Source organism: Nocardioides sp. QY071 (genome assembly GCF_029961765.1).
GTDB lineage: Bacteria > Actinomycetota > Actinomycetes > Propionibacteriales > Nocardioidaceae > Nocardioides.
This window is the reverse complement of sequence record NZ_CP124681.1, coordinates 4,993,163-5,017,511: the sequence shown is the minus strand read 5'-3', so window position 1 is coordinate 5,017,511 and position 24,349 is coordinate 4,993,163. Positions and strand designations below refer to the sequence as shown.

The 24,349-nt window shown below is 71.9% G+C and carries 23 protein-coding genes; 14 read left to right on the top strand and 9 right to left on the bottom strand.

Annotation, left to right across the window (positions count from 1 at the left end):
* Positions 1-1,524, bottom strand: coding sequence for an aldehyde dehydrogenase family protein (locus QI633_RS24175; protein WP_141796992.1), 1,524 nt, complete (start codon positions 1,522-1,524; stop codon positions 1-3).
* 126 nt (positions 1,525-1,650) lie between these two features.
* Positions 1,651-2,787, bottom strand: a complete 1,137-nt coding sequence (locus QI633_RS24170) for a GAF domain-containing protein (protein WP_260805731.1) — start codon at positions 2,785-2,787, stop codon at positions 1,651-1,653.
* 248 nt (positions 2,788-3,035) lie between these two features.
* Here QI633_RS24170 and QI633_RS24165 point away from each other — a divergent pair, with 248 nt between their 5' ends.
* From QI633_RS24165 to QI633_RS24155, 3 genes are read left to right on the top strand one after another with little or no spacing between them, the layout of a single operon-like run.
* Complete coding sequence (locus QI633_RS24165; RefSeq protein WP_282427313.1) at positions 3,036-4,229, top strand: iron-containing alcohol dehydrogenase; 1,194 nt, start codon at positions 3,036-3,038, stop codon at positions 4,227-4,229.
* A 14-nt stretch (positions 4,230-4,243) separates the two neighbouring features.
* Positions 4,244-5,656, top strand: coding sequence for a histidine kinase (locus tag QI633_RS24160; RefSeq protein WP_282427312.1), 1,413 nt, complete (start codon positions 4,244-4,246; stop codon positions 5,654-5,656).
* Positions 5,653-6,336: a response regulator transcription factor gene (locus QI633_RS24155; protein ID WP_141796995.1), complete on the top strand. Its 684-nt coding sequence runs from the start codon at positions 5,653-5,655 to the stop codon at positions 6,334-6,336. Before QI633_RS24160 ends, QI633_RS24155 begins: the two co-directional genes overlap by 4 nt.
* A gap of 37 nt (positions 6,337-6,373) precedes the next feature.
* Here QI633_RS24155 and mftM read toward each other — a convergent pair whose 3' ends face one another.
* From mftM to QI633_RS24130, 5 genes are all read right to left on the bottom strand, one after another.
* On the bottom strand, positions 6,374-7,282 hold the full coding sequence (gene mftM, locus QI633_RS24150; protein WP_141796996.1) for a mycofactocin oligosaccharide methyltransferase MftM: 909 nt from the start codon (positions 7,280-7,282) through the stop codon (positions 6,374-6,376).
* Positions 7,279-8,790, bottom strand: coding sequence for a VWA domain-containing protein (locus tag QI633_RS24145; RefSeq protein ID WP_282427311.1), 1,512 nt, complete (start codon positions 8,788-8,790; stop codon positions 7,279-7,281). Before QI633_RS24145 ends, mftM begins: the two co-directional genes overlap by 4 nt.
* Positions 8,791-8,830: 40 nt before the next feature.
* The gene (locus tag QI633_RS24140) at positions 8,831-10,027 is read right to left on the bottom strand and encodes a MoxR family ATPase (protein WP_282427310.1); all 1,197 of its coding nucleotides are present in this window, start codon (positions 10,025-10,027) and stop codon (positions 8,831-8,833) included.
* A 101-nt stretch (positions 10,028-10,128) separates the two neighbouring features.
* Entirely contained in the window at positions 10,129-11,421 is a 1,293-nt protein-coding gene (gene mdo / locus QI633_RS24135; protein WP_282427309.1) for an NDMA-dependent methanol dehydrogenase, read from the bottom strand.
* A 245-nt stretch (positions 11,422-11,666) separates the two neighbouring features.
* The gene (locus QI633_RS24130) at positions 11,667-12,260 is read right to left on the bottom strand and encodes a GPR1/FUN34/YaaH family transporter (RefSeq protein WP_282427308.1); all 594 of its coding nucleotides are present in this window, start codon (positions 12,258-12,260) and stop codon (positions 11,667-11,669) included.
* A gap of 231 nt (positions 12,261-12,491) precedes the next feature.
* Between QI633_RS24130 and QI633_RS24125 the strand changes: the two genes are divergently transcribed.
* Positions 12,492-13,073: an adenylate kinase gene (locus QI633_RS24125; RefSeq protein ID WP_282427307.1), complete on the top strand. Its 582-nt coding sequence runs from the start codon at positions 12,492-12,494 to the stop codon at positions 13,071-13,073.
* Here the strand turns inward: QI633_RS24125 and mftR are convergent.
* Positions 13,070-13,693, bottom strand: coding sequence for a mycofactocin system transcriptional regulator (gene mftR / locus QI633_RS24120; RefSeq protein ID WP_282427306.1), 624 nt, complete (start codon positions 13,691-13,693; stop codon positions 13,070-13,072). The genes QI633_RS24125 and mftR overlap by 4 nt on opposite strands.
* Positions 13,694-13,814: 121 nt before the next feature.
* Here mftR and mftA point away from each other — a divergent pair, with 121 nt between their 5' ends.
* Genes mftA through mftF form a run of 7 tightly spaced genes read left to right on the top strand, consistent with a single transcriptional unit; the run spans position 13,815 to position 19,589 of the window.
* The gene (gene mftA, locus QI633_RS24115; protein ID WP_282427305.1) at positions 13,815-13,910 is read left to right on the top strand and encodes a mycofactocin precursor MftA; all 96 of its coding nucleotides are present in this window, start codon (positions 13,815-13,817) and stop codon (positions 13,908-13,910) included.
* Positions 13,910-14,203, top strand: coding sequence for a mycofactocin biosynthesis chaperone MftB (gene mftB / locus QI633_RS24110; RefSeq protein ID WP_141797004.1), 294 nt, complete (start codon positions 13,910-13,912; stop codon positions 14,201-14,203). Before mftA ends, mftB begins: the two co-directional genes overlap by 1 nt.
* Positions 14,203-15,510, top strand: coding sequence for a mycofactocin radical SAM maturase (mftC, locus tag QI633_RS24105; protein ID WP_282427304.1), 1,308 nt, complete (start codon positions 14,203-14,205; stop codon positions 15,508-15,510). Before mftB ends, mftC begins: the two co-directional genes overlap by 1 nt.
* A complete protein-coding gene (mftD, locus tag QI633_RS24100; RefSeq protein ID WP_282427303.1) occupies positions 15,507-16,760 on the top strand; it encodes a pre-mycofactocin synthase MftD in 1,254 nt (417 codons plus the stop codon). The genes mftC and mftD overlap by 4 nt, the downstream gene beginning before the upstream one ends.
* Before the next feature lie 2 nt (positions 16,761-16,762).
* Positions 16,763-17,440 carry a mycofactocin biosynthesis peptidyl-dipeptidase MftE gene (gene mftE / locus QI633_RS24095; RefSeq protein WP_141797007.1) on the top strand — a complete coding sequence of 226 codons (678 nt, stop codon included), beginning with the start codon at positions 16,763-16,765 and terminating at the stop codon, positions 17,438-17,440.
* On the top strand, positions 17,437-18,165 hold the full coding sequence (locus QI633_RS24090) for a mycofactocin-coupled SDR family oxidoreductase (protein ID WP_282427302.1): 729 nt from the start codon (positions 17,437-17,439) through the stop codon (positions 18,163-18,165). The genes mftE and QI633_RS24090 overlap by 4 nt, the downstream gene beginning before the upstream one ends.
* The gene (mftF, locus tag QI633_RS24085; RefSeq protein ID WP_141797009.1) at positions 18,162-19,589 is read left to right on the top strand and encodes a mycofactocin biosynthesis glycosyltransferase MftF; all 1,428 of its coding nucleotides are present in this window, start codon (positions 18,162-18,164) and stop codon (positions 19,587-19,589) included. The genes QI633_RS24090 and mftF overlap by 4 nt, the downstream gene beginning before the upstream one ends.
* Here mftF and QI633_RS24080 read toward each other — a convergent pair.
* Complete coding sequence (locus tag QI633_RS24080) at positions 19,583-21,193, bottom strand: helix-turn-helix domain-containing protein (protein WP_282427301.1); 1,611 nt, start codon at positions 21,191-21,193, stop codon at positions 19,583-19,585. The genes mftF and QI633_RS24080 overlap by 7 nt on opposite strands.
* Positions 21,194-21,369: 176 nt before the next feature.
* On the opposite strand from QI633_RS24080, the gene QI633_RS24075 reads away from it, so the two are divergent.
* The 3 genes from QI633_RS24075 to QI633_RS24065 all read left to right on the top strand — a co-directional run bounded on the left by QI633_RS24075 (position 21,370) and on the right by QI633_RS24065 (position 24,347).
* Positions 21,370-22,482 (top strand): NDMA-dependent alcohol dehydrogenase, encoded by a 1,113-nt coding sequence (locus QI633_RS24075; RefSeq protein WP_141797010.1) that lies wholly within the window; start codon positions 21,370-21,372, stop codon positions 22,480-22,482.
* A gap of 9 nt (positions 22,483-22,491) precedes the next feature.
* The gene (locus tag QI633_RS24070) at positions 22,492-23,397 is read left to right on the top strand and encodes a MoxR family ATPase (protein WP_141797011.1); all 906 of its coding nucleotides are present in this window, start codon (positions 22,492-22,494) and stop codon (positions 23,395-23,397) included.
* A gap of 143 nt (positions 23,398-23,540) precedes the next feature.
* A complete protein-coding gene (locus QI633_RS24065; protein WP_282427300.1) occupies positions 23,541-24,347 on the top strand; it encodes a vWA domain-containing protein in 807 nt (268 codons plus the stop codon).
* The last annotated feature ends 2 nt before the right edge of the window (positions 24,348-24,349 follow it).

The window sequence follows — 24,349 nt, the reverse complement described above, 5'->3', positions numbered from 1 at the left end:
TCAGAAGAAGCCGAGCGCGTCGGGGGAGTACGACACCAGGAGGTTCTTCGTCTGCTGGTAGTGGTCGAGCATCATCTTGTGGGTCTCGCGGCCGATGCCGGACTGCTTGTAGCCGCCGAAGGCCGCACCGGCCGGGTACAGGTGGTAGCAGTTCGTCCAGACCCGGCCCGCCTCGATCTCGCGGCCGGCGCGGTAGGCCTGGGATCCCTCCCGGGACCACACGCCGGCGCCGAGGCCGTAGAGCGTGTCGTTCGCGGTCTCGAGTGCCTCGGCCTCGTCGGCGAAGCGCGCCACCGAGACGACCGGGCCGAAGATCTCCTCCTGGAAGATCCGCATCTTGTTGTGGCCCTCGAAGATCGTCGGCTTCACGTAGTAGCCGCCGGCGAGGTCGCCCTCGAGGACGTTGCGCTCGCCCCCGGTGAGCACCTTGGCTCCCTCGGCCTTGCCGATCTCGATGTAGGACAGGATCTTCTCGAGCTGGTCGAGCGAGGCCTGCGCGCCGATCATCGTGGTCGTGTCGAGCGGGTTGCCCTGCACGATCTTCTCCGTGCGGACGACGGCGTCGGCGAGGAACTCGTCGTAGATCGAGTCCTGGATCAGGGCGCGCGACGGGCAGGTGCAGACCTCGCCCTGGTTGAGGGCGAAGAGAGTGAAGCCCTCCTGCGCCTTGTCGTAGAAGGCGTCCTTCTCGGTGGCGACGGAGTCGAAGAAGATGTTGGGCGACTTGCCGCCGAGCTCGAGCGTGACCGGGATGATGTTCTCCGCGGCGTACTGCATGATCAGCCGCCCCGTGGTGGTCTCGCCGGTGAACGCGACCTTGGCGATCCGGCTCGACGTCGCGAGCGGCTTGCCGGCCTCGACACCGAAGCCGTTGACGACGTTGAGCACGCCGGCCGGCAGCAGGTCGCCGATCAGCTCCATCACCTTGAGGATCGACCACGGGGTCTGCTCGGCGGGCTTGAGCACGACGCAGTTGCCGGCGGCCAGTGCCGGGGCGAGCTTCCAGGCTGCCATCAGGATCGGGAAGTTCCACGGGATGATCTGCCCGACCACGCCCAGCGGCTCGTGGAAGTGGTACGCGACGGTGTTCTCGTCGAGCTCGCCGGCCGAGCCCTCCTGAGCGCGGATGGCGCTCGCGAAGTAGCGGAAGTGGTCGATGGTCAGCGGGATGTCGGCGGCGAGGGTCTCGCGCACCGGCTTGCCGTTGTCGTACGACTCGGCGACCGCGATCGCCTCCAGGTTCTCCTCGAGGCGGTCGGCGATCTTGTTGAGCAGGTTCGCGCGCTCGGTGGTGGACGTCTTCTTCCACGCGGGGAACGCCGCGTGCGCCGCGTCGAGCGCGGCCTCGATGTCCTCCTCGGTGCCGCGGGCGATCTCGGTGAACGGCTTGCCGTTGACCGGCGAGATGTTCTCGAAGTACTGGCCCTTGGCCGGGGACACCCACTCGCCGCCGATGTAGTGGCCGTAGCGGCTCTGGACGTCGACAAGGGAGTCGGGCTGGCCCGGGGCTGCGTAGATGGTCATCTGAATGCTCCTGATGGTGGGACTCGACGCCCTCTGTGACGCCGTTCACAGCACGGTAGGAGCGGTCACGTTGCAGCCACGTTGCCGTTCTCCCGCGGTGTCCGGATGGCGGCCGGGCGGCCGGCCTCAGCTGGCGAACTCGGCGTCGAGCCGCGCCAGCTGTCCGCTGGCGAGCGCCCACAGGGGCGACCCGGGAGGGAGCAGGTCGCGTTGCCGGGTCCACATCTCGTAGTCGTCGGCGCCCCATGCCGACCGGGTCCAGGACGACATCAGGTCGGGCTGGCCCGCGTGCAGGACGGCGGCGCGCAGCTGCGCGGTGAGGGCCTCGCGGAGACGCACCACTCCTGGCGCGCTCGAGCGGGGCAGCAGGGGCCCGCGGAAGGCGCGCACCGCACCCGCGATGTCTCCGGATGCGAGCATCGCCTCGACCGCGAGCCAGTCGCCGCTGACGCCCGACAGCAGGCGGTAGGGACGGGAGCCGAAGAAGGTCTCGCCGAGCAGGTGGCGCAGCCGGTTGAGCTCCGCGCGGAGTGTCGAGGACCCGCTCTCGTCCTCGTAGACCAGGACGCTCAGCTCGTCCCCGGACAGGCCGCGGGGTGCGCTGGCGAGCAGCAGGACCAGCTCGCTGTGACGGGGGGACAGGCGCATCCGCCCCGTGTGGCCGCGATCGTCGTCCACGGTCAGCAGCGCGTCGTTGCGACCGAGAGCCTCGATCCGGACCGTCGGCCGGCCGTGGTGCTCGACGGGGTCACGGCCGACGAGGCGGTCCCGGGCCAGCTCCGCCTCCGCGAGGCGGACCGTCGCGCGGACCAGGGCCATGGTCTGGGGGACGACGATCTCGTCGCCGCCGGTGACGTCGAGGACGCCGAGGAGCCGGGAGCTTGCCGGGTCGTGGATCGGGGCGGCTGCGCAGCTCCACCCGCGCACCGCATGGCGGAAGTGCTCCCCGCGAACCACGCTGGAGGGCTGTTCGAGGCGCAGTGCCAGGCCGGGCGCGTTGGTTCCCGCCAGGCGCTCGTCCCAGTTGCTGCCCTCGACGAAGCCGATCGACTCGGCTCGGCGCAGGGCGGCGCCGGATCCGCAGACCCAGAGCAGCTGGCCGGACTCGTCGGCCACCGCCATGGTCGCATCGCAGTCCCGGGCGGCCTGGCCGAGGACGTCATCGAGCAGGGGGAAGACCTGGGCGAGCGGGTGCTGTGCGCGCGCTGAGCGCAGGTCGCCGTCGTCGAGCGTGATCGGCGCTGCCACCTCGTCGGCTGGCACCCCCGCTGCTGCCGACCGGTGCCATGACGCAGCGACCTCTGCCCGCATGCCGGCGTCCATCCCTGCACTGTGACACCAGTCACGTTGCAAGAAGGTTGCATCCGTACGGCGTGGCCCCCGGCCGGACGGTCCGGCCGTGCGCCTGCCGGCAGGCGAGGGGTGCAACCACATTGCAACCTTGATCCTCCTACGGTGTGGCGACCGTCACTCGGAACCGAGCGAATGGCGGGACTCAGGAGGTCCTTCGAGTGCTCACCCTGCCCGCACCACCGGCCGCCGCCGCCCGCGACGACCACCGACTGTTGAAGTTCCACGTGCCGGAGATGGTGTTCGGGCTCGGCTCGCTGGCCGAGGCGGGGTTCTGCGCGGGCCGTCTCGGCGCGCGCCGGCCGTTCGTGGTCACGGACCCGGGCATCATCGAGGCCGGCTGGGTGATCGAGCTTCTGGGCCACCTGTGCGACGTCGGGCTCGACCCGCAGGTGTGGTCCCACGTCAGCCCGAACCCCAAGGACCATGAGATCGCGGCGGCCCACGAGGCCTACGTCGACCAGGGCGCCGACGTCATCGTGGGCATCGGGGGCGGATCGGTGCTGGACGCGGCCAAGGGTGTCGCGATCCTCAGCGGCAACGGTGGTTCGATCCTCGACTACGCGGGCGTCGACCTGGTGACGCGGCCCATCCCGCCGCTGCTCATGATCCCCACGACAGCCGGCACCGGCTCCGACGTGTCGCAGTTCTGCATCGTCACCGACACCGTCAACGCCGTGAAGATGACGATCATGGGCCGGTCAGTGGTGCCGGACATCTCCGTCACCGACCCGCGACTGCTCACCACCATGCCGCCCGACCTGGCGGCCGCGACCGGGCTCGACGCCCTCACCCACGCCGTCGAGTCCTTCGTCTCGCTCGGCCACAACCCGCTCGCCGACGGGCATGCGCTGTCCGCGGCGCGGCTGGTCGGCAAGGCCCTGCGGCGCAACGTGGAGGCGCCCGGGGACGAGCGGGCGCGGCTGTGGATGGCCCAGGCCAGCCTCGAGGCAGGTCTGGCGTTCTCCAACAGCATCCTCGGCGCGACCCACGCGATGAGCCACCAGGTCGGCGGACTCCTCGACCTTCCCCATGGTGTCGTCAACGGCGTCCTGCTCCCGCACGTCATCCGGTTCAACGCCGAGGTGGTGCCGGAGCGGTTCGCGATGCTCGCCGCGGCGATGGGCCTCTCCGTGCAGGGCATGCCCGACCAGGAGGCGGCCGAGCTGCTGGCCGCGTACGTCCAGGACCTCGCCGAGTCGGTCGGCGCGCCCCGGCGCCTCGGCGCGCTGGGTGTCACCGCCGCCGACGTCGACCGGATGTCGGTGACGGCGACGCGGGATGCATGCCTCGCGACCAATCCGCGCCCGGCCGACCGGGACGACATCGCGGGCATCTTCCGAGAGTCGTTGTGACGACACGGGCGCAGGTGGCGCAGGGCACGGGCCAGCCGGGCGCCGACCGGCCCGACCTGCCGGCGCCGCCGGACCTGGCCGCGCTGACGGGTGTCCGGTCGGGCAAGCAGACCTACTACTCGGCGTACCAGCGGTCGAACGAGCGCCTCCAACGCACGGTGACGGCGATGGACTCCATCTCCAGAGCCCTGGTCCACCCGGTCGAAGGGCCCCGGGCGCTGCTGGAGAAGATCGTCCGGGTGGCCGCTGTCCACCTGGACGCCCGGTGGACCGTCCTCGCGCTGGGCTCCCACGCGCTGCCGTCGACCAGGCCGCGCTTCCTCGCAGTCGATGCCGCCGGCCGGGTCGGCGACCGTGTCGACGACCTGCCGGGCGACGCACGGGAGACCGTCGGAGAGATCGCCGCGGGCGCTCTGCCGCCCCGGGCCGTCGACAGCCCCACCCGGGTGGTGGTGCCGATGCTCATCAACGGCAGCGTCATGGGTGGCCTGGCCGCCGCACCTCGCCGCGACCTTCCGCTCGAGTCCCCCGACCTGTCGGTCCTCCACATCCTGGCGAACCTCGCAGCCGTCTCCCTGCACACCGGCGACCTGTACCGGACAGGCCTGGCGCAGCAGCGTCGGGCCCAACAGCTGTTCGACGAGGTGTCCGAGCAGGCACGGACGCTGTCGTCGCGCACGGAGGAGCTCCGCGCCGCCGAGCAGCGGCTGAGGGTGGCCGACCAGAGGGAGCTCCTCGAGAGGGAGCGCCGCCGCATCGCCCTGGAGCTCCACGACAGCGTGGCGCAGACGGTGCTCAGTGCCGGCCTGGTCGTGGAGGTCCTGCGCGGCGAGTTCGGCAGCGGAGCCGCGCCCCAGGGCCCGGTCGTCCCGGAGCTGGACCGTGCGCGCGACCTGATGGCGAAGGCGACCGAGCAGCTGCGGTCGGTCATCTACGCGCTGCACCACGAGCGGGTCGCCGAGGACGTGGCGAGCCTGCCCGAGCTGCTGGCCGAGGTGGCCGCCCAGCACCGGCCCCACCTCGACGTGCGGCTGCGGCTCGAGGGAAGCCCGGTGCCCCTGGGAACGGCGGCCGAGCACGCCCTGGCGAGGACCGCCGGCGAGGCGCTCTTCAACGTCGCCATGCACTCCAACGCGGCTCGGGCACTGGTCCGGCTGCGCTACCTCGAGGACTCCGTCGTCCTGCGGATCAGCGACGACGGCGACGGCGACCCGGCGGCGATGCGCCGCACCATGCGACTCGCTCGCCGAGGCGCGGCCGACGGTCGGCACCGCGGCCTTGTCGGCATGGCACTGCGCGCCGAAGGGTTGGGCGGAAGCCTGTCGATCAGGCGGTCCCGCGCCGGCGGCGTGGCGATCGAGTCCCGTGTCCCGCTCTGCGGCGCAGTGCTCGGCGCCGTCCCAACGTCGGAGGAGAGAAGCACATGAGTGCATCCACGATCGAACCTGCCCGGAGCGCCGAGTCCTCGGATGCCATCGGGGTGGTGCTGGTCGACGACCACGCGATCGTCCGCCAGGGCCTGAGCTCCGTGCTGGAACGGGAGGCGGACCTGCGCGTCGTCGGCGAGGCGGCGACCGCCGCCCAGGCTCTCGCCGTCGTCGCGGCGTCCCGGCCCGACGTGGTCCTGCTGGACCTGCGGCTCTCGCCGTCGGGTGACAACGAGGGCATCGAGCTGTGTGCCCGCCTGCACCAGACGCATCCCGACGTCGCTCTGCTCGTGCTCACCACCGTGATCGACGACCAGCTCGTCCTCGAGGCGATCCACCAGGGGGCGCGCGGCTACGTCGTCAAGGAGGTCGACACCACCGAGCTGGTCCGTGCGATCCGGGCCGTGCACCGCGGCGATAGCGCCTTCGACTCGCGTAGCGCGGCGGCGATGGTGCGCGGCATCAACGCGGAGACCGCCGCCGAGAACCGTCGTCTGACCGATCGCGAGCAGGACGTCCTGCGGCTGCTCGCGCGGGGGATGTCCAACCGCGACATCGGGCGGCAGCTGTTCATCTCCGACACGACCGCGAAGTTCCACGTCAGCAACATCATGCGCAAGCTGCAGGTCAGCCGGCGTGCCGAAGCGGTGTACGTCGCGAGCAAGGACGGCCTGATCTGAGCCCTCGCCCGGACGGTACGGCGCGCGGGGGCGCGCGTCACGGGCGGTCGAGGACCAGCCATCCCCCGTGGTGGTCGTGGACGTGCCACTGCCAGCCGCCGCGACGACCCAGGTCAGCGAGGTCGCCCGGGGTGAACGTCCGCACGTGGCCGTAGGCCGCGGTCGGCTCGTCCTCGTAGGGGACGGCGACGACGACCCGGCGCCGGGCCACCCGCTGCATCTCCTGGAGGACGGCTCGGCCGTGCTCGGGAGGCAGGTGCTCCAGAAGGTGGAGGGCGACGACGGTGTCGAAGGAAGCGTCGGGGCGTGGCACGCGGGCGGCGTCGCACACGACGGTGTCGAGCCGACGTCCCAGCCGCGGCGCGACCCGCGCGAGCAGGCCGACGGTGTTGGGCGTGAGGTCGCTCGCGGTCACCTCGAGATGTCCGGCGCTGAGCAGGCTGAAGAAGCCGAAGCAGCTGCCCAGCTCGAGCATCGAGCCGGGGCCGATCAGCTCGTGGGCGCGGCGGTAGACCGGGGCATAGCCGGCGAGCGAGCCCTCCACGAGGTCGTGGCCACCGCCCGGGTCCTCGTTGCCCCGTGCGCCGGACTCGGCGAGGCGGTCGAGGGTGTTGCGATAGAACAGGGTCCAGGCGGCGAGCGGATCCGGCGAGGTGCTGACCACGATGCCGGTGACCACGCGCTCGAAGAGCTCGCTCCCGTCCAGCCAGCCCGGCGCGAAGAGCTCGCCGGCGACGAGCCCGGCGAGGTCGTTGTCGATGAGGTCGTCGGGCAGGTCGTGGACCAGGTGGATGCGTTCCCGGTCGCTCCAGAAGGCGAACGAGCACGTGCGGGTCGCGTGGTCCGGAGCCGCGGCGCCCCGCACGACCTCGACGAGCGCGTCGGAGTAGACACCGGGCCGTTCGCTTCGCAGCGGGTCGATCGGGGCCGCGGCCGTGACGGTCATCGGATCTCGGTCAGGTGGGAGGTGACCAGGTCCAGCCCGGCCAGGTCGCGGACGACGTGGACGCGGTCGCAGTGGGCGGCGTACGCCGGGAGGTCGCAGCTGCCGAGGGTCCACGAGTACCGCGGCTCAGGTGTGATCCAGATCGTCTCGCGGGCCCGTCGGGTGATCTCCTCGAACACCCCGACGGCCGCGTCGTTGCCGTTCCCGCGCCCGTCGCCCAGCACGACCACCGTGGTCCGCCGGTTGAGCCCGCCCCCGAACTCGTCGAGGAACTGCCGGAAGGCCGAGCCGTAGTCGGAGTCGGTGTCGACGTCGAGCACGCCACCGGCGGGAAGCCCGGAGAGCGTCAGGGACAGGGCCTCCTCCATCGGGTGCTCTGCGAAGTGATCGGTCACCTCGACCAGGTCGGAGACGAAGGCGAAGGTGCGTACGTGCGAGGCGATGCCCTGCAGCCCGTGGACCAGCTGCAGCGTGAAGCGGGCTGCGGCCCTGACGGAGAGGGAGACGTCCGCCAGCACGACGAGGCGCGGCCTGTCGGTCACCTTCGCGACCGTCACCGGGCGGAACGGCACGCCGTCGTTGCGGAGGTTGCGGCGCATGGTGCGTGAGCCGTCGATGCTGCCCCGGGCGGCCTCGCGACGCCGCGATCTCGGCGCCCCGTGGAGGCTGCGAACCAGTCTGCGCAGCGATTCCTCCAGCGTGGCCCGCTCGACCTCGCCGATCCGGTCGATCTCGCGGGCCCGGGCCTCGCGGGACTCGATGGCGGCCTCGGTGGCCAGCAGCTCCTCGAGGTGGCGTTGGAGTGCCGCCGGGAGACCGTCGAGAAGACCGGAGAGTGCCGTTCGCAGCGCGGCCAGGTCATCGGTCCCGACCGTGCTGCCCTCCACGGTCTCGTCGTCGCCCTCGTCGAGCCAGGCCAGCAGGGCCATCTCCTCGGCGACCGTCAGCTCCGAGTCGAGCCGCGTGCCCGTCCGGTCGGCGATCCTCCCCGGCCGGCCCGGGTTGTGCAGCCGTGAGGTGTCGAGCTGGACGCGAGCGGCGTTCGTGGCGGATCCGGCGCCGTCGTTGGACAGCACGATCTCGTCGGTCATCGCGGCCATGTCGAGCTTGTTCGCCTCCTGGTGCAGGTTGTACTGCTGGGCGAGGTCCTCGGGGTCGAAGAAGTCACGGATGTCCTGGGGCTTGCCGTGGCTGTGTCCCTGGCTGGGTGTGCGACCGGGCTCCTCGGACAGCACGAACTCGTCGAGCTCGCCGTCGTCCGAGAGGTCGTCGTGGGCGTGGGAGTGCCCGTGCTCCTCAGGGGAGTCGAGCACGGCGCGCAGCCGGAAGAAGCGGTCGAAGACCCGGTCGAAGGCGGCCTCGTCCCGCTGGTCCTTGACCAACGTCACGCGCAGCGCGCTGCGGAGCAGCTCTCTGTCGTCGAGGACTCCGGGGGCGCCGGCAGCGCGCGACGCGTCCACTACCTCGGAGATCCCGATCCGGATGCCGTGTAGTCGCAGCAGACGCACGAATCGGTGAAGGGCGCCGTCCATGGCACAGACCCCGGCTTCAGAAGGGGCGGCGGCGCGAGCCGAACGAGCGGGCACCCTGGCCGGCAGGAACGGGACGGCTGGGCCCCATGGAACCGGTCCCGTAGTACGCCTCGTCATGCCGCCCCGGGAGGTCCTTCGCACGGCGTACCTCGGCCCCGTCGGGCTCGTCGGGACCGGTCGTGGTCCCGTGGTCGTGTCCGTGTCCGTGCCCGTGGCCATGTCCATGACCGTGGCCGTGGTCGTGCAGGTGGCCGGGGACGACCGCGTTCGGGTCGACCATCCGCGGCAGTGCCTCGAGCGCGCGGCGCAGGTCGCGCTCGTACTTCACCACGACGTTGGCGGTCGCCGACAGCGTTTCCGCCGTGAGCTCCTCGGCGCCGAGGACCGCGAGCGTGCGGGCCCAGTCGACCGTCTCGGAGATGCTCGGTGCCTTGCGCAGGTCGAGCTCGCGCAGGCCGCGCACGACGCCGACCAGCTGGCGGGCGAGCTCGTCGGACAGCCCGGTCCTCTTGGACCTGATGATGTCGAGCTCTCGCTCCGCGTCGGGGTAGTCGAGGAAGAGGTGGAGGCAGCGCCGCTTGAGCGCGGCCGAGAGATCACGCGTGTTGTTGGACGTGAGGATCACGTACGGCGTGTGCCGGGCCCGGAAGGTCCCCAGCTCCGGGACGGAGACCTGGTACTCGGCGAGCAGCTCGAGCAGGACGGCCTCGAGCGCCTCGTCGGCGCGGTCGACCTCGTCGACGAGCAGGATCACCGGGTCCTCGGACCGGATCGCCTCGAGCAGCGGACGGGCGGCGAGGAAACGCTCGGAGAAGAAGACGCTCTCCTCTCCCGCGAGGGTGTCCACGGCGCTGGCCAGGTCGGGGGCGTCGGCGACCAGGGCGCCGACCTTCTCCCGCATCAGCTGCGTGTAGAGCAGCTGCTTCCCGTAGTCCCATTCGTACAGGGCCGTCGTCTCGTCCTGGCCCTCGTAGCACTGCAGGCGCAGCAGTCGCCGTCCGGTGACCTCGGCCAGCGACTTCGCCAGCTGGGTCTTGCCCACGCCCGCCGGGCCCTCGAGCAGGATCGGCTTCTCCAGGTGTGCCTGCAGGAAGACGGTGGTCGCCAGGCGCTCGTCGGCGAGGTAGCCGTGCTCGGCGAACTGGTCGATGACGTCGGCGACGTCGGTGAAGCCGGCGTGGTCGCGCACGGCGTCGAGGGGTCGGGCGGACATGGGTGCCTCCTGGGGCGACGGGGCGGTGGATGGGGGTGTGGATCGGTCCGGCCCGGGGGCGCGTGCCCCGGCTCACCCGAGCCGGACCGAGTCACGGTGGCTCAGGACAGGAGGTCGTCCAGATCGCCGGTCATGCAGTGGTCCACGACGGGGCGCACGGTCTCGAACGTGCACTCCTTGGCGTTGCCGGGGGTGCAGGCGTCGCCGAGCACGTGGTTGGTGATGCGGTCGACATCGACGGCGTCGCCCTTGATCACCTTGGCGTTCTCGTAGTACTTGGTCGGGCCCAGGCCGAGCCGGTTCTTGGAGTAGGTGTCCTGGGTGACCGAGACGAAGTTCTCGGGGATGCCCACGTCGCGCAGCAGCCGGATCGCGGCGGCGAGCGCGGCGTCGGCTGCCTGCGGCTTGGTCATGCCGTGCGTGTCGACGCCCATCGCCTCGGCGATGTCGGCGAACCGGCCGTACTGCGCAGGCATGTTGAACGCCCACACGCGGGGGAGCGCGATCGCGTTGTTGAGCCCGTGGTGGGTGTCGTAGAACGCCGAGACCGCGTGCGAGATCGAGTGGATGATGCCCAGGCCGCCGGAGTTGAACGCCTGCGCGGCGATGTACTGGGCGTACATCATCCCCTCGCGACCCTTGAGGTCCTGGCCGTTCCAGACCGCCTCGCGCAGGTTCTCCGCGGTCAGCTTGATGGCCCGGATCGCGTTGCCCAGCGACGGCTCGAAGTTGAGCCGCGACACGTAGGGCTCAGAGGCGTGCGCGAGAACGTCGAAGCCGCACTGCGCGGTGTAGTCGACCGGGCAGTCGAAGTAGAGCACCGGGTCGTCGATGGCGAGGGTGGCCACCGATGCGTCGTCGAAGGCGACGTACTTGTGCGGGTTGTCGGGGTCCGTCGTGGTGTCGGTGATGACGTAGGCCCACGAGGTCTCCGAACCGGTGCCGGCCGTGGTGGAGACGGCGATGTGGGGCGGGTTGTTCGGGTTCTCCGACTTGTTGAAGCCCTCGAAGTCGTTGACGTTGCGACCGTCGTGGGCGACCGAGATGCGCGCGCCCTTGCACGCGTCGTGCGAGGAGCCGCCACCGATCGAGATGAACGAGTCGCACTTGTTCTGCTGGTACAGGGCCACCGCGTCCATGACGTTGTAGTCCTTCGGGTTGGACTCGACCTTGTCGTACACGACGGCCTCGAGGCCGTGGTACTTGAGCGAGTCCACGATCTTCTGGACCACGTTCGTGCCGCGAAGGCCCGACGTCATGACGAGCGGCTTGGTGAAGCCGAGCTTGATGGCCTCGGGACCGATGAGCTCGTGCGCTCCGGGGCCCATGAGGGCCCGTGGGAACGGGTGGAACTCCTTGATCGGGAACGGCTTGAGCAGTTCGTCAACCTGCATGAGGAACCTCCTGGTGGGACGTGCTGACCACCGGAACGTAAGGCTGGTCACACCCCGGCGGGGAGGCTGGGAAACGCAAACCATCCGCTGTGAGGAGCGGCTCCTGAACGGATGGTTCGGCTCCGACCTGCCCGGTCGGAGAGGCCGGTCGTCCTTCCGGCAGGCCCATGGGAAAGGGGCTGCGGTGGAGCGCCGTCCGGCACTCCGCCACAGCCCCGGATCCAACCGGCGCTTCCCGTCGGTGATCAGGCGCGGATCGGCGCGCCGAGGGGCAGGGCCCGGCCGCCGGTGGCCTGCGACATGGCGTCGAGGAACAGGTATGCCCCGACGCTGACGAAGGCGAACACGGTGTAGCCGCCGAGCCGGGTCAGGTCGGTGCTGGCCTGGGCCGTGCCGAGCAGGACCAGCAGCAGGGCGAGGTCGATCAGGCCGAACAGGATCGTGAACGCACGCGGCAGGCGCAGGGTGGCCAGCGTGAGGAGGACGATGACGGCGAGCCAGGAGCCGAGGAACAGCTCCTGGGTCCGCACGGCGTCCGCGGGAAGGATCCCGAACCAGTTGTGCGTCAGGCCGAGGACGAGCGCCGCGTAGCTCGACCAGAAGCCGGTGAAGATGCCGAAGATGGCGGCGACGGCGTTCTGGTTGAGCCGCGTCGCCCACACGGCCGCCACGGCCTGGCCGAACGCGGTGGCGGTCGCGATGATCGGGATCGACGCCGAGCCGGCGCTGGAGGGGACGAAGCCGACCAGGACCAGGCCGAGGGCGACCGAGCCGACGAGGAAGGTCGGGACTCCGATCAGGCCGGGGTTGCCGTCGGGGACAGGGGTTTCAGTGGACATGGGATACCTCCAGAGGGGATGTGGTCCCGGTCACTGTGCCGACGGTGCGGTCGGGTCCGCACCCTGCGAGCAGGTCGCAGTTGGGACTGCCCGGTCGGACGGGCTCGACCCACCCGACGGTGGGGCCCGGCCCGGTGCAACGTAGCTGCAGCGGGCTGCGGCCTAGCCTGCGCGACGACGGGTCCGTGAGCTGGGGCGGACCCGCGTCGACGACGAAAGGTCCTCCTGCGCATGCGTCTTCTCCTCATGGGTCCGCCCGGTGCCGGCAAGGGCACCCAGGCCGTCGCGATCGCCGAGCGGTTCGGCATTCCGGCGATCTCGACGGGAGACATCTTCCGTGCGAACGTCGCGCAGCAGTCCCCGCTGGGACGTACCGCCCAGCAGTACATGGATGCGGGCGAGTACGTCCCCGACGAGGTCACCAACGCGATGGTGGCCGGGCGGCTGTCGGACCCCGACTGCGCCGACGGCTTCCTCCTCGACGGCTACCCGCGCACGCTGCAGCAGGTCGACGAGCTCGACGCGATCCTTGAGCGCGGCGACACCGCGCTCGATGCGGTCGTGCTCGTCGAGGCCGACCCGGGTGAGCTGGTGCGCCGGCTCATGCTCCGGGCGGAGGCCCAGGGTCGAGTCGACGACACTGACGAGGTCATCCGCCGCCGGCTGGAGGTCTACGCCGCCGAGACGGCGCCGCTCGCGGCGCAGTACGCCGAGCGTGGGCTGCTGGCGACGGTCGACGGCCTCGGCCCGGTGGACGTGGTGGCCGAGCGCATCCTGTCTGCGCTGGTGGCGAAGTCGTCAGCAGGTTCCTAGGTCTCGACGCCCAGGTACAACCGGAGCCCGGCCATGGCCGCGTCGATGATGTCGAGCAGGGGGACGGTCTCGGCGTCGGGCTCTGCCAGCCACGCCGCATAGGCCGAGAGCGAGATGGCCAGGGACACGTGCCCGGCGACCTGGGGGACCAGGTCCCCGGGCCGTGCCCCGGTGCGCCGGGCGACGTCCTCGGCGATGACCTGGCGCCACTCCGCGTAGCGCAGCACCGAGTGCGCCTCGAGCTCGGGTGTCGTCAGGATCAAGCGCATCCGCTCGCGGTGCGGGGGGTGGGCGTCCGCAGGGAAGCGGTTGAACTCCACGACCGCGCGGTGGACGGCCTCGTGCACCGGGAGGTCGTCGGCCTGCTCGGAGAGCAGGTCGCGGAAGTGGTCGAGCGTCCGGTCGAACTGGCCCCACGGGATGTCGTTCTTCGACTGGTAGTAGCGGAAGAGCGTGCGCCGGCTGACGCCGACCGCCTCGGCGATCGCGTCGAGCGTGGTCCGGGCGAAGCCGCGCTCGGCGAAGAGGGTGAACGCCGCCTGTTCGATCGCGGCGTGGGAGGTGGCCTCGGGACGCCCGCGCGCGCTGCTCCGCCCGCCCTCGTTCCGCTCTCCGGTCATGGGCCGTCAACCTACCGCCCGAGGGTCGAGGTCGAACCCCCGCCGAACGGAGGGGTGACTTTCTGCCATTGGTGCATTTAGTGTGGCGGCTACCACATCGGCACGAGCTGGAGGAGAGATGATGAACCCCGAGATCGAGCAGGACCAGACCGTCGAGTTGGCCGCCGAGGACCTCATCGAGGAGGTCTCGATCGACGGCATGTGCGGCGTCTACTGATGGACGCCCTGCTGGGAGAGCCGTGGATGCTCTCGCCGTCGGTGGCGTTGCGACCCGAGCCGTTCGGGGCGCTGGCCTACCACTTCGGCAACCGGAAGCTGACCTTCCTCAAGCGGCCCGAGCTGGTCGCCGTCGTCCGGGCCTTGGGGGAGGCTGCGGACGTGCGGACCGCGCTCGAGACCGCGGGTGTCCCGGCCTCCCAGCACGCGGCCTATGCGGCCGCCCTGCGCGGCCTGGCCGCGACCGACATGATCCGCCCCCGCCCCACCGTCACCGCCGAGGAGGTTGCGTGATGACGATCGCACCCGACCGACCGATGCAGCGTCCCGAGACCGGATCGCTGGTCCAGCAGTTCGAGTACGGCCTCGACGCCCCGATCTGCCTGACCTGGGAGCTGACCTACGCCTGCAACCTCGAGTGCGCCCACTGCCTGTCCTCGTCGGGCCGGCGTGACCCGCGTGAGCTGTCGACCGAGCAGTGCAAGGCAGTGATCGACGAGCTGCAGCGGATGCAGGTGTTCTACGTCAACATCGGCGGCGGTGAGCCGACCATCCGCCCCGACTTCTGGGAGCTGCTGGAGTACGCCGTCAACCACCAGGTGGGCGTGAAGTTCTCCACCAACGGCGTGCGGATCACCCCCGAGCGTGCGGCGTTCCTGGCCTCCCCGGCGTGCAACGGCTACGTCGACGTGCAGATCTCGCTCGACGGCGCGACCGCCGAGGTCAACGACTACGTCCGCGGCCCCGGCTCCTACGACACCGCGCTGCGTGCCTTGGCGAACCTCAAGGACGCCGGGTTCGCGGACGCGAAGATCTCCGTGGTCTGCACGCGGGAGAACATCGGTCAGCTCGACGAGTTCAAGGCGCTGGCCGACGAGTATGGCGCGACGCTGCGCCTCACCCGGTTGCGTCCCAGCGGCCGTGGCGCGGACGTGTGGGACGAGCTGCACCCGCTGCCGGAGCAGCAGCGCGAGCTCTACGACTGGCTGATGGCCCACACCGCTGACGGGGAGGAGGTCCTCACCGGGGACTCGTTCTTCCACCTCGCGGCCTTCGGTGAGTCCCTGCCGGGCCTCAACCTGTGCGGCGCCGGGCGCGTGGTGTGCCTGATCGACCCGATCGGCGACGTCTACGCCTGCCCGTTCGCGATCCACGACAACTTCCTCGCCGGCAACCTGCTCGCCGACGGCGGCTTCCAGAAGGTCTGGCAGGACTCGGCACTGTTCAACGAGCTCCGCTCGCCGCAGACCGGTGGCGCCTGCTCGTCGTGCCAGTTCTTCGACTCGTGCCGCGGTGGCTGCATGGCTGCGAAGTTCTTCACCGGGCTGCCGCTGGACGGCCCGGACCCCGAGTGCGTGCAGGGGTACGGCGAGCACGCCCTCGCCGGCGACCGCACCATCCCCGCGCCCAGCCAGGACCACTCTAAGGCCAACCCCACGCGCAACCAGCCGGTGATGCTCAAGCTCCTCACTGCGCCGCCCGTCTCGGCGTGTGCCGAGAGCCCGCTGGCCGGATTCGACCCACTCGCCCAGCCGGGGTCTCGTGACGGTTGCTGCGCAACCTCCTCGACCACCGGGGACAACGGAGGCTGCTGCTCATGAAGAAGATCGAGAACCCCTGGAAGCAGAACCCTTGGTTCGAGTCGGTCGCGGTCGCGCAGGAGAGAGCTCGCAAGCGCCTTCCCCAACCGCTGTACGGCGCCCTGGTGGCCGGCTCCGAGCGCGGCCAGTCGGTCGCGGACAACCAGGCCGCGTTCGCCGAGCTCGGCCTGGCGCCGCACGTCGTGGGCCAGCTCCCCGAGCGCTCCCAGGCGACCACGGTGTTCGGCCAGCAGATCGGGCTGCCGGTGATCATCTCCCCGACCGGCGTGCAGGCGGTCCACCCGGACGGCGAGGTCGCCGTCGCCCGGGCGGCCGCCGCCCGGGGCACGATCATGGGCCTGTCGAACTTCGCCTCGAAGTCCGTGGAGGACGTCACCGCGACGGGTGCGACGACCTTCTTCCAGATGTACTGGACCGGGGACCGCGACACGATGGTCCAGCGCATGCAGCGCGCCCACGCCGCCGGCGTACGTGGCCTGATCGCCACCTTGGACTGGTCGTTCTCGATGGGTCGTGACTGGGGCAGCCCGGAGATCCCGGAGAAGGTCGACCTCAAGGCGATGGTCCGGCTCGCGCCGAAGGTGGCGACCAAGCCGCGGTGGCTGTGGCAGTTCGGCCAGCAGTTCCGCGAGACGGGGAAGCTGCCCGACCTGACCGCCCCCAACCTCGCCGCACCCGGGGAGACGACCGGGCCGACGTTCTTCGGTGCCTACTACGAGTGGATGACCACCCCGCCGCCCAGCTGGGACGACGTGGCGTGGATGCGCGAGACCTGGGCGCAGATCTCCGGGACGCCTTTCGTGCTCAAGGGCGTGTGCCGCGTCGACGACGCCCTGCGCGCGGTGGATGTCGGTGTCGCGGGGATCTCGGTGTCCAACCACGGCGGCAACAACCTCGACGGCACCCCGGCCGCGATCCGCATGGTCCGCCCCATCGCGCAGGCCGTCGGCGAGCAGATCGACGTGGTCATGGACGGCGGCATCCGTCGCGGCTCCGACGTCGTGAAGGCCCTCGCGCTCGGCGCCAAGGCCGTCATGATCGGCCGTGCCTACCTGTGGGGGCTGGCCGCGAACGGCCAGGCCGGCGTGGAGAACGTCCTCGACGTCCTCTCCGGCGGCGTCGACTCCGCACTGCGCGGGCTCGCGCTCGCCTCGACCGCCGAGCTGCGCCCCGAGCACCTGCTGATCCCCGACGGCTTCGACCGGGCGCTCGGCGTACCGGACTCGCAGCCGGTGGGCTTCGGGAGCTGACCATGGCCCCCGAGCTGGCGTCCGCGACCTCGCCCGCCATCCCGGCAGGACCCACGGTGCTGGTCCCGGTCGGCTCGATCGAGCAGCACGGTCCGCACCTGCCGCTCGACACCGACACGATCATCGCGACCACGGTGGCCTCGCGCGCCGCGGAGCAGATGACGGCGGCCGGCACGTCGGTCCTGGTCGCGCCCGCGCTCACCTACGGCTCGAGCGGGGAGCACCAGGACTTCTCCGGCACCAGCTCGATCGGCACGACCGTCCTTCACGACGTCCTCGTCGAGCTCACCCGGTCGATGTCCACCTGGGCGTCGCGGATCGTGTTCGTCAACGCCCACGGTGGCAACGTCGTGGCCCTGCGGGGCGCCGTACGTCGGCTGGTGGACGAGGGGCACGACGTCGACTGGGCGGCCTGCGCGACCGAGGAGGTCGACCTGCACGCGGGCCGCACCGAGACCTCGCTGATGCTGCACATCGCGCCGTGGAACGTCTGGCTCGACCGCGCGGAGGCCGGCAACACCGGGACCCTCGCGGAGCTGCTCCCGCTGATGATGGCGGGTGGGGTCAAGGCGGTCTCGCCCAACGGCGTCCTCGGCGACCCGACGGGAGCCAGCGCCGAGGAGGGGGCAGCGGCGCTCGCGTCGATGGTCGCAGACGTCGTGGACGCGGTCCGACGATGACCCGGGTGGTCCTGGTGACCGGGGCGGCGCGCGGCATCGGCGCCGCGACCGTACGTCGCCTCGTCGCCCGGGGCAACCGCGTCGTCGCGGTCGACGAGCTCACCATCGCCGAGACCGACCCTCAGGTGCTCCCGGTCGTCGCCGACGTCCGGGACCGGTCCGCCTTGGCCGCGGCCGTCGACCTCGCGATCGAGACGTGGGGCCGGCTCGACGCCGCCGTCGCCGCGGCCGCGGTCGTCGCCGGCGGCCGGCCCCTCTGGGAGACACCCGAGGCCGACCTCGACCTGCTCTGGGACGTCGACGTGAAGGGCGTGTGGAACACCGCAGCCGTCACCGTCCCCGCCATGCTCGCCGGCCCCGACCCGTCCGGCTGCCGCTTCGTCGCCGTCGCCTCCGCCGCCGGCCACCACGGCCTGCACCACCTCGCCGCCTACAACGCCGCCAAGCACGCCGTCATCGGACTCGTGAAGGGCCTGGCCGCCGACCTCGTCGGCACCGGCGTCACGGCGTGCGCCGTGTCACCCGGTTCGACCCGGACGCCGATGCTGGAGGCCACCGCGGCGCTCTACGGGCTCGACGACGTCGACACCTTCGCGGACAACCAGCTGCTCCGGCGCATCCTCGAGCCCGAGGAGGTCGCCGCCGCGCTCGTGTTCTGCTGCAGCAGCGAAGCGGCGGTGCTCAACGGGTCGGTCGTGCGCGCCGACGGAGGCTTCGCGCCATGACGACCGCGACCCTCGCCGACGGCTTCCGGGTCCGCCTGCGCGACGACGTGGTGTTCACGGACGGCGGCCGCCTGCTGGTCGGCGGTTCCCCGGTGCGCGCGGTCCGGCTCGGAGACCGGGCCCGCAGCCTGCTGGCCGGCGGCGACCTGGTCGTCGAGGACCAGGCCACGGCGCGCCTGGCCCGCCGCCTGCTCGACGGCAACCTCGCGAACCCCCTGCTGGGCGATGTCGAGGTCCCGCTGACCGAGCTCACCGTCGTCGTACCCGTGCGTGACCGGAGCGAGCAGCTGGCCCGTTGCCTGGCGGCGCTGGTGCCGCTGCCGGTGATCGTGGTCGACGACGACTCCGAGCAGCCGCACCGGGTGGCCGAGGTCGCCCACCGGCACGGCGCCCGGGTACACCGGCTCACCACCAACGTCGGTCCTGCCGGCGCGCGCAACGCGGGCCTGCGGCTCGTCCGGACCCCGCTCGTCGCCTTCGTCGACTCCGACGTGACCATCGACGCCTCTCGCCTGCTCGACCTCGCCCGCCACTGCGCCGACCCGCAGGTCGCACTGGTCGGTCCGCAGGTGGTCGGCAAGGTGCGCACCGCACCCGGTCGTCGGGCCCGCTGGTTCGAGCGGTACGACGCCGCCGCCTCCTCGCTCGACCTGGGCAGCACCGGCGGCGTGGTCCGGCCCGGCGCGGCGACCGGCTGGCTCCCCTCCGCCTGCCTCGTCGGCCGCACCGACCTCCTTGCCGGCGACACGGGTGGGTTCGAGGACGGGTGGCGCGTCGCCGAGGACGTCGACCTGGTCTGGCGGCTCGTCGACGCCGGCCATGTCGTCCGCTACGACCCCGGCGTCCGCGCCGACCACGACGTCCGCGGCACCGTGCGCACCTGGCTGGGCCGCAAGTTCTTCTACGGCACCGGCGGCGCCGACCTCGCCGCGCGTCACGGCGACAAGGTCGCCCCCGCCGTGCTGTCGCCGATGATGGCCCTCAGCGGCTGGGCGCTGTTGCAGCGACGTCGGTGGTCGCTCCCCGTGGCGGTCGTCGCGGGTGCCGTCACCGCCCGTCGGCTCGCCCCGCAGCTGCCGGTCGAGGAGGGCCGGACCGTGGTCGCTGCCCGGCTCGCCGCGAAGGGCACCGCATGGGCAGTGCGCCAGGAAGCCGGTCTCCTGCTCCGGCACTGGTGGCCGCTCGCCGCACTCGCCGCTCCCTTCAGCCGCTCCGTCCGTCGCGCGCTCGCCACCGCGGTCGTGATCGACCTCGCCGTCTTCCTCCGCGAGCGCACCGGCATCGACCCGTTCACCGCGCTCGTGGCCCGGCGGCTGGACGACCTCGCCTACGGCAGCGGCCTGTGGTGGGGCGCGATCCGCCGGCGCAGTCCGCGCTGTCTCCTCGTGCGCCGACCGGGCGCGACCGGACGCCCGGCTCAGTAGACCGTGATCCGCAGCGCCCGCATCTTCGCGTAGAGGGTGGTGCGCGAGATGCCCAGCGACTGCGCCGCCTTCACCTTGTTGCCGCCGTGCTCGCGCAGTGCCTCGACGATGACGGCCCGCTCGGCGTGCTCGATCGGGGCGAGCCGCTTGGTCGGCTCCTGGGCCCGGTAGGCCTCGGGCAGCTGGTCGAGCACGACCGCGCCGGTGCGTTGGTGGCGGGCGACGTGGTCGACGACGGCCCGCAGCTCGCGCAGGTTGCCGGGCCACGGCTGGGCCGAGAGGGCGCGCAGCGCGCCCGGCGTGAAGTGCAGCGAGGGGTCCGCACCGAGCTCCCTGAGCATCCGCCGGACCAGCTCGGGCAGCTCGTGCGGCCGACTCGACAAGGACGTCAGCACCCGACGCTCGGTGCACTCGCCGGCGAGCGCGGCGGCCCTCCCCGACAGGCCGTCGACGGGGCCGCACACCAGCACCAGCCGCGGGGCCCGTCGTTCCGCGAGGTGTGAGGCGACGAGGTCGACGAGGTCGTCGGGGAGCAGGTCGACGCCGTCGACGCAGACGGTTCCCTGACCGGCGCGGACCAGGGCGCCGAAGTTCCGCGCCCACGCCTCGGCGCCGTCGAGCAGCGCCGAGGCGGCGGTGAGGACCGTGACCGGCTGGACCTCGCTCGCGCGGCGCGCCTCGGTGGAGCGGCCGGACCCGGGGGGACCGGAGACCAGCACGGGCGCGTGGGCGAGGTCTGGACGGAACGGGTGCGGGGCCACCCGGAGCTCGCGGCGCGGCTCGACGTGGAGCAGCGCACCTCCGCGGGCCCCGCCGACCCGACTGGCCTCGACCCGGACCTCCAACCCGGACTCGAGGGTCAGGTCGACGTCGGCGTTGTCGTGCAGGTCGCCGACGAGCATCCGCAGCAGGGCGACGTCGGTCGAGCCGAGCAGGTCGGAGGCCGCCTGGTTCGACATGAAGAGGTCCTGCCCGATCGCCACGACCGCGCGGCGCCGGGTCCCGGCCGCCTGGAAGGCTGCGAGCAGCTGCTTGTCGGAGACGCGGCTGCGGTCGAGCAGTCGCTGCTCGATGTCGGCGACCGCGCGAGCCACGAGGGGCGGCAACAGGGGACTCGCCTCCTCCATCAGCGCGGTGATGTCGAGGACTCCCTCGATCCGGCGCGTGGTCGGATGGAAGATCGGGTGGCCGTAGCAGCTGAACCGCCGCAGCGGGACCGCGAAGTGCTCGCTGCCGTTGATCGAGATGCTCGTCCGGGTCTCCAGCACGGTGCCGAGGGCGTTGGTGCCCACGGCCTCCTCCAGGAGCGAGGCGCCCACGTCGAGCCCGAGGTGGTCGAAGGCCCGGCGGCCGCCGCGGTCGCCGCACCAGCGTTGGGCGATCCGGCCCTCGCGGTCCACCAGCAACGTGGAGAACATCGTCCCCTGCAGCTGGTCGTTGAGGTCGTCGAGCACCTCCGATGCCGCGGAGAGCAGGGGACCGGACGTGTCGACGTCGCTGTAGGTCACGTGGTCCAGCGCACTGCCCGGGGTCAGCCCGGCCATCGCGGCGCGCTGCCACGACTGCGCGATCGGGTCGCGGAGCTCCTCGGTTCCAGTCGCCACGCGTCTCTCCTCAACCTGCCGTCAACCGGCCTCGTGACCGCGGTCACAGTAAACGCCACGGGGTTGGCAGCCGGTTGTCCAGTTTCTGAACAACCAAGGGGCCGCCGCGTTGCGAGTGTGTCCGGCGTCACGTCCCCGTCGCCGACGCCCCGGCGCCCCACTCCAGGAGAACCCTCATGAAGACCAAGGCCGCAGTCGTCTACGAGACCGGCAAGCCGATCGTGATCGAGGAGCTGACCCTCGACAAGCCCCGCGAGGGCGAGGTGCTGATCCGCTACACCCACGCCGGGCTGTGCCACTCCGACGTGCACATCGCCCACGGCGACCTGGAGGCGCGGCTGCCGATGGTCCTGGGGCACGAGGGTGCCGGCATCATCGAGGAGGTCGGCCCCGGCGTGAGCCGGGTCAAGGTCGGCGACCACGTCGTCTGCTCGTTCATCCCCAACTGCGGCAGCTGTCGCTACTGCGCCAACGGGCAGCAGTCGATCTGCGACATGGGTGCCACCATCCTCGACGGCTACCTGCCCGGCGAGCGGTTCCCGATCACCGGGCCCGCAGGCCAGTACGGCGCCATGTGCATGCTCGGCACCTTCAGCCAGTACGGCGTCATCCACCAGAACTCGTGCGTGAAGGTCGATGACGACCTGCCGCTGGAGAAGGCGGTCCTGGTCGGCTGCGGCGTACCCACCGGCTGGGGCGCGGCCGTCAACACCGCCGAGGTCAGGGCCGGCGACACCGTCGTCATCATGGGCATCGGCGGCATCGGCATCAACGCCGTCCAGGGTGCCGCGCTCGCCGGCGCCAAGAACGTCATCGCGATCGACCCGCTCGCCAACAAGCGCGAGAAGGCGATGGAGCTCGGCGCCACGCACGCGTTCGAGTCCGCCGAGCTCGCGATGGAGACGATCACCAACCTGACCCGCGGGCAGATGGCGGACTCGGCGATCCTCACGCCCGGGCTGATGACCTCCGAGATCGTCGCCGACGGCTTCAACGCGGTCGGAAAGGGCGGCAAGGTCGTGCTGACCGGCCTCAACAAGCTGGAGGAGACGAACATCCAGCTGCCCGGCTCGATCCTCACGCTGTTCCGCAAGGAGCTGCGCGGCAGCCTCTTCGGCGACTGCAACCCGACCGTCGACATCCCGCGGATCCTCGGCCTCTACCAGTCCGGCGACCTCAAGCTCGACGAGATCCTCACCCGCACCTACACCCTCGACCAGGTCAACGAGGGGTACGACGACCTGCTCAACGGCAAGAACGTGCGCGGCGTCGTCGTCCACGAGCACTGACGAGGGCTGATGACTGCTGTGCTGTCGGAGCTCGCGGCCCTCGGGGTCGTCGACCGGGCACGGGAGACCGAGCTCCTCGAGGCGGCGTTGGCCAGTGGCGCCCACGTCGTCCTCGAGGGGCCTCCCGGCACCGGCAAGACCACCCTCCTGCGCCGGGTCGCCGCCGGCCGGGACCGCTCGTTCGCCCTCGTCGAGGGCAATGCCGAGCTGACCCCGGCCCGGCTGGTCGGCCACTTCGACCCCGCCCTGGTGCTCAGCCGGGGCTACCAGCCCGACGTCTTCGTCGACGGGCCGCTGCTCACGGCGATGCGCGAGGGCGGCCTGCTGTACGTCGAGGAGCTCAACCGGGTGCCCGAGGAGACCCTCAACACGCTGCTCACCGTGATGTCGGAGCGGGAGATCGTCGTACCTCGGCTCGGCCTGGTCCGTGCGGCGCCGGGCTTCGCGGTCGTCGCGGCGATGAACCCGTACGACGCCGTCGGCACCGCCCGCGTCTCCTCGGCCGTCTACGACCGGACCTGCCGGATCGCGATGGGCTACCAGTCCGCCGGTGCCGAGGCGCGGATCGTCGCCCAGCGGGCACCGGTCCCCTCGGACGACTGGCGCGACCGCGCGGTCGCGCTGGTGCGGGCGACCCGCGAGCACCCCGAGCTCCGCGTCGGCTCGTCGGTGCGCGGGACCATCGACCTGGCGGGGATCAACCACCAGCTGACCCGGGCGCGGGACGTCGCCGAGGACGACTGGCAGGCCGGGCTCGACGCGGCCCTGGTCGCGCTGAGCGGGCGGGTACGCGTCGACGAGGCGTCCACCCGGCGGCCCGAGGAGATCATCACCGAGCTCTACACCACGCACTTCGGACCGCCGCCCTCCTCCGGAGGCGACGCTGCGGAGGAGCCGCGCCCGGGGGAAGCCTGAGCCCGCCCCCGGTCGGGGCGGGCACCTCCCCGCCGCCCCCGGCGACCTCGCGCCGTGGGCGGCCCGAGCGCACGAACGGCCGCTGCGAGCTGGCGCGCAACCCGCGGTTCGAGGAGCTCTCGCCGGAGGTCGGCGAGCTCGACGTGGCGGCCGTCGAGGCGGCCGTCGCCGAGGACCCGGACGACGTGCTGCCGCTGCTCGCGCTGATGAGTCGCGCCACCGACCCCGCCCTGCGGGCGCGGGTCCAGGCGCTCGTGCCGCGGCTGGTCATCGAGCGGGCACGCAGCGGTCCGCACGGCCGGATCGGTGCCGGCCGGCTGCGGCCGACCCGCGCCGACCGCGGGGGCGACCTCGACCTCGACGCCTCCTTGGAGGCGGTCGCCGTGGCCCGCGGCGAGGGACGCCCGCCGGCCCTCGACGAGCTGACCGCGTCGGTGTGGGAGAGGCCGGCGACCGCGCTGTGCCTGCTCGTCGACCGCTCCGGTTCGATGGAAGGCCGGCGGCTCGCGACCGCGGCCATGGCTGCCGCTGCCTGCGCCCTCAGGTCGGCCGATTCCGGTGGTGAGTTCGCGGTGGTGGCCTTCGACCGCCGGGCAGAGACGGTCGTCGCGCTCGGTACGGCGAGCCCGGCCCGCCGTACGGTCGAACGGGTCCTCGGGCTGCGTGGCCACGGGATGACCTCGCTCGACGCAGCGCTGCGGGCGGCGCGCGATCAGCTGTCCGGCGCCCGGGCCCGGCGCCGGATCACGCTGCTGCTCTCGGACTGCCGGGTCACCGACGACGTGGACCCGATCCCGGCCGCGCGCGGACTCGACGAGCTGCTGGTCGTCGCGCCGGCGTCGGACGACGACGAGGCCCGGCGGTTCGCCCGCGAGGCCGGAGCGCGGATGGCCTCGCTCGACGCGCTCGCGGAGCTGCCGGTCGTGCTGGATCGGCTGCTGGCGCCCTGAGC